Below are 5,432 nucleotides of genomic sequence, written 5' to 3' on the forward strand. Positions count from 1 at the left end.
AGGTGACCTCTGGGCCTGGCATTGCGACCATCACCTGTTTTACCAGTGCCACCATGGTTACGGTCGACATTACGGCCGAGTTCCTGGGCACGGCACTGACAGCCAACGACTGGACCCTCGCTGACTCTCCGCAGGTGCCGCTGAAGCCGTCGGCAAAGGGCACGACTGGCCAATCCATCACGCTGACGCTCACAGGCCTGGACGGCTGGCGCAGCAATGATGTGGGCAAGTACGTGCGCATCAATCGCGGCCTGGTGCTGCTGACGTCGGTTTCCAGCGCTACGGCGGCGACCGGTATCGTTAAGGCTGACCTGGATTCAGACGTGGAAGCGCCGGCCAGTTCATGGACCTTGGAATCGTCGGTCTGGGATTCGTCCAAGGGCTATCCGAAGGCCACGACGATCAACCAGCAGCGCCTGGTTCTGGCCGGCACCACCCGAGACCCCAATGGCGTATGGGGCAGCCGTTCGGCGCTTTACTTCGATTTCACCCTGGGCGACGAAGACACAGACGGGTTCTTCTATGCGCTGGACGGGGAAAGCAACGGCATCCAGCACCTGGCCAGCGTCCGCGCATTGATCGCGCTGTCTTTGGGTACCGAATGGACGATGACCGGTGGCGTCGAAAAGCCGCTCACGCCTACCAATGTCCAGGCCAAGGACCAAAGCGTCTATGGCACGACCGACGTGCGGCCGGCCCGCATTGGCGACGAGCTGGCCTATGTGCAGCGCGCCGGCACCAGCGTCCTGGCAATGGCTTTCAACGTGGCCACCGATTCCTACCAGAGCCAGGAACTCAGCACGCTGTCCGAGCATTTGCTGTCGATGGGCGTGGTGGACATGGCCTTCCAGCAGCGGCCTATCCCGGTTCTGTGGTGCATTTGCAGCGACGGCACCATGGCCACTATGACCATCAGCCGGTCGGAGGGCGTCATTGCTTGGACCTCGCAGGATACGCAGGGGGGCTTTGAGTCCGTCGCTGTGATCCCGGCCGGCGACTTTGACGAAGTCTGGGTAACCGTGCGCCGCACCATCAACGGCCAGACGCGCCGGTATGTCGAGCGATTCAACGCTGACGCCTACACCCATTCCGCCGCCTTTGGATCCGACCCGACCGGCAAAGCTACGTGGACGGGCCTGGATCACCTTGAAGGCATGACGGTTTCTATCCGCGCCGATGGCACGGTGCAGCCGGCGCAAGTTGCGACGGGCGGGCAGGTCACGCTGGCCCGCAATGCAAAAGAAGTCGAGTTCGGCCTGGCTGTCGTGCTCGAGGTCGATTTGCTAAGCCCGGAGGTGGTCACGCAGACCGGTACTGCCCAGGCCAGACAGATGCGAGCCCACGAGGTTGACGTCCTTTTCCTGAACACAGTGGGGGCCACGATCAACGGCACAGCGGTAAACCTGCGCGTGTTTGGCGACAACGTCCTGGACAAGCCGCCACCGGTGAACAGCGGCTGGGGCTCCGTGGGCGCGACTGGATGGCGCAAGGGTGAAATGGACACGACCATCACCCAGCCCGACCCGATGCCGTTCCACGTCCTGGCCGTCGTTCGCAAGTGGACCACCAATGATTGAACACGCAACCCTCGCCGACGTGCCCGAGCTGGTTTCCCTGGGGCGCCTAATGGTGGCTGAAAGCCCGCGCTGGCGTCGACTCGAATACAGCGCTGACCGGGTAGGGCGCACGATTACCGCCCTCATTGAATCGTCGTCGGGTGCGGTTTTTGTGGCCCGACAGGAAGGCCAGATCATCGGCACGATCCTGCTGGTGGCAGAGCCCAATTGGATGAGCGACGAGGTGATCTGCCAGGAAATGGCCTTCTTCATGCACCCGGATCACCGCGGCGCTTTCGCTGCGAGTCGCCTTATCCGCACGGCCATCGCGTGGTCGGAAATCAAAAAAGCCCGCTGGATTGAAGCGGGCTCAAGTACCGGAGTCAATGCCGAACGCACAGCGCAGCTGTATGAGCGGCTTGGCTTCACCCGTTTTCAGATCGGACTGGAGTGTGAACATGGGACTTAGCACGATTGCCCCTTATTTGATGATCGGCTCTTCTGTCTTGGGAGCGGCCGGCTCCAATTCTCAGGGCCAGCAGCAGGGCGCGCTGGCTGACGCGCAGGCGCAGCAGCTTACCAATCAGGCTGCCGGTGAGCGTGATGCCGCCCTGGCATCAGCCCAACGAATCCGGCGCGCCGGCGTGTCGCAGCGGGCCCAAGCCAATGCAGCCTACGCGGCGGCAGGTGTTTCGCTCGATCGTGGCACGCCGGTTCGGGTTACTGACCAGATCGACCTGGATGCCGAGACGGACGCCTATACGGCCATCCTTGAGGGTGACCGCCGTGCCCGCACGCTTGACTATGAGGCCAAGGCCGCGCGGCAGGCGGGCAAGAACGCACGCAGCGCGGGAGGTGTAGGTGTCCGGCGCAGCGTCTTGGGCGGGGCCGCTGGCAATGGCATGTGGGGCGGCGGCGCAGCTTCGCCACTCTCTGTGTCGTCCCTGTTCACTGGCGGCGGTAGCGCCCTGGGTAGCACGGCCGGCATGAACATCCTTTCCGGGGGCTTGGTCAAATGAAAATCCCGACTGGCAAATTTGGCAACGCAGTCGCCGCGCCGCAACAGGCCGCCAATATTCCTGCTGGTGCTGCCGACGTGGCAACCGCCCGCGAGGTTCAGGGGCTGGGCGCGCAGGTCGGCGGCATTGGCCAGGAACTGCTGGATACCCAGCGCCGTGCCCAGGATATCCGCCGCATGGCCGATACCGAGGGAGCCCTGAGCGCACTGCAAGATGAAATTGGCCAGGGCTTGCAGGCCGGCGTCATCGACCCCACCAAGGCGCACGGCCTCTATGGTGAGAAGGCCAAGCAGATAATCAGCAGCCAGGTCGGCAACGTCGGGCCGCTTTACCGAGACGCGGTGCAGGCCCAGCTCGAAGGCGCTGCCATGCGAGTCGGTGGGCGCGTGCGCGACATGGCCACCCGCCAGGTGCAGCAGAACATCGGCGGGGAGCTGACCGCTCTGGGCAATGCCCTGGAGCGTGAGCCCGATCCGAAGCTGGCGTCGCAACGCTACAACGATGCCGTCCGCGCCATGGGCCCGGCCGCTGGCATGACGCCCGCGCAGATCGAAAGCAGCACCAACACGTTCCGCGAGAAGGCGTATTCCACGAAGGCCTACACCATGCTGTCGGCTGCCAGGAACGACATGGGTGCACTGAACAAGGTGCAGGAAGCGCTCAGCTCTGACGAGTTTGCCGCTCTCGATCCCCAGCGGCGCGCCCAGCTGATTGCCCAGGCGGACGGCTACAAGGTGTCGCTGGAGCAGCGCGCCGTGGCAGCCGCCCAGCGCGAGGAAATCCGCGCCCAGGCCAGGGAGCGTAAGGCCGGGCAGCTGGTCAACGGCGTTTACAAGCTGGCAATCGACGGCAAGAAGATCGACCCCGAATATGCCGCCGAGGTGACTCAGGCCGCCGCCGGCACCGCTTACGAGTCGATGCTGCCCGGCATCCTGAAGGCGGCGCCGGAAGGCACGGCCTTTGCCACCCAGCCTACGGCGCAGCGCGTGGCCATCCTTCAGCAGCTCACGGCACAAGGCAACCGCGATGGCTGGACGCCGGAAAGCTCGCAGCGCTTCGAGAACCTGCAGAAATCCCACGATGCTGCCCTGCGTGACGCACAGGCTGACCCGCTGACCGCAGCGGCTGAGCGCGGCGTAATCCTGAACGTGACGCCGCTGGACATGTCTGGCGGCATGGCCACGCTGATGCAGGGACTGCAATCCCGCACGATGCAAGCGGCCTCGGTGGAGACCTGGACCGGGCGGCCAACCTCGCCATTCACGGCCGACGAAGCTCCCCAGGTGGCTACCTTCCTTACGTCTCTCCCGCCCGATCAGCGGGCATCCGCTCTGGCCGACATGCAGCAGATGGTAGGGCCGCGAGTGATGGGCGCCATCGCCACCCAGATCAACAGCAAGGACCGCGCGCTGGGCCTGAGCGCCGGCCTGGGTGATTTGCGCATGGCTGACGGTGGCCTGCTATCTCAGCAGCTTCTGCGCGGCGACCAGGCCATCAAGGACAAGCGCGTCCCCGAGTCCGACCTGAACCGCTGGCGCGCCGATATCGCCAAAGAGGTGCGCGGCACGATGGCATCCCCTGTAGTCGAAGATGCAGCCATTGATGCTGCGGTGCTGCTTCAGGCCAGCGGCCAGGCCGGAGGTAACCGCATGAACAGCCGGGAAGCAGTCGCGGCAGTAGCCGGTGAGATTGTCGAGCGCAATGGCAGCCGCATACCACTGCCGCGCGGCATGTCGTCGTCTGACTTCAACTCGGCGCTCAAGGCCCCATCGCCCGGAATGATCCTCACCCCGACACCTGACGGCTTTGTCTATTCGAGCGGCAACAAGATTCCGATCAGCAAGTTTCTGGGCGGCCTGCGCGATGCCCCGCTGCGCCATGCCGGCCAAGGCCTGTACACCGTGTCGGCGGGCGCTGGCTCCGTGCTGAACGAAAACGGCCAGCCGGTGCTTATTACTGTGTCCAGCGCGCCGGCCCTGCCACCGGCGAAGGACGCGAAACCGGCCGGGCTTGTCGAGCGCGGAAACATCAACCTGAACAATCGCCCTGTGGTCAAGAACTCGGACGGGACGATCAGCACGGTGCGCTCCATGTCCTTTGAAGAAGACGACCGGGAGGTGCTGGTGCCGACCGTCAGCGACGACGGCCGAATCATGAGCGATGACGAGGCGATCCAGACGTACCGAAAGACTGGCCGCCACCTCGGTAAGTTCAACAACCCCCAGGATGCGGACCGGTACGCCGAGCAGCTCCACCTGCAACAGGAGGCGCAATATGGCTCTCGATGACATGTACGCCGACTCGATCCAGCGCGCTGTCATCAACCGAGCGCAGCGCGCGCCAGTGGCCCCGATGCCTGAACGGGGCTTCAGCTTTTGGGGAACCGTCAAGGCTCCGTTCAAGGGCGCCGGCGTCGGTCTGGCTGAATCCGCTGCTTTCGGTGCCGACATGGCTGGCGCTTTCGGAGACGTGCAGGCCAGCTACAACTACGCCGGCATGACCCCGGTGGGCGTCGACACCTATCAGGAATGGGACCCCGAGGAAGCCAAGGCAGCCCAGAAGCGGCTACTGTCTGGCGAGTCGTTCAGCTCTGAGGTGGGCGACGATATCCGCCGCGGCGCGCGCAGCTTCATGCCGAACCCGGAGACGGCTGGCCATGCCGAGCAGATCCTGTTCCAGGCATCGCGGGTGATTACCAAGGCCGTGGGCTACTCGATTGCCGGCGGCGGCGTCCTGGCTGGCGCTGTGGCAACCGGCGCTGATGAGGCTGCAACCGCCTCGGATGAGCTGCGGCGCCAAGGCGTGGACGTCGGCACGCGCATGAAAGCGGGCGCGCTGACCGGCGCGGCCACAGCGG

5 protein-coding genes are annotated in these 5,432 nt (G+C 64.7%); all 5 read left to right on the forward strand.

Going from position 1 to position 5,432, the window contains the following annotated elements:
* The coding region (locus GAK38_RS23245) for a hypothetical protein (protein WP_325347256.1) at positions 1 to 1,577 on the forward strand (1,577 nt) is incomplete at its 5' end.
* On the forward strand, positions 1,570 to 2,025 hold the full coding sequence (locus tag GAK38_RS23250; protein ID WP_325347257.1) for a GNAT family N-acetyltransferase: 456 nt from the start codon (positions 1,570 to 1,572) through the stop codon (positions 2,023 to 2,025). The genes GAK38_RS23245 and GAK38_RS23250, both read left to right, overlap by 8 nt.
* On the forward strand, positions 2,015 to 2,575 hold the full coding sequence (locus tag GAK38_RS23255) for a hypothetical protein (RefSeq protein ID WP_325347258.1): 561 nt from the start codon (positions 2,015 to 2,017) through the stop codon (positions 2,573 to 2,575). Before GAK38_RS23250 ends, GAK38_RS23255 begins: the two co-directional genes overlap by 11 nt.
* The gene (locus tag GAK38_RS23260) at positions 2,572 to 4,863 is read left to right on the forward strand and encodes a hypothetical protein (protein ID WP_325347259.1); all 2,292 of its coding nucleotides are present in this window, start codon (positions 2,572 to 2,574) and stop codon (positions 4,861 to 4,863) included. Before GAK38_RS23255 ends, GAK38_RS23260 begins: the two co-directional genes overlap by 4 nt.
* Positions 4,850 to 5,432, forward strand: a 583-nt coding sequence (locus tag GAK38_RS23265) for a hypothetical protein (RefSeq protein WP_325347260.1), incomplete at its 3' end; no start/stop codon positions are given. The genes GAK38_RS23260 and GAK38_RS23265, both read left to right, overlap by 14 nt.

Origin of the sequence: Xylophilus sp. (assembly GCA_009914555.1) — a bacterium.
In the GTDB taxonomy this organism is placed as follows: Bacteria; Pseudomonadota; Gammaproteobacteria; order Burkholderiales; family Burkholderiaceae_C; genus WNDY01.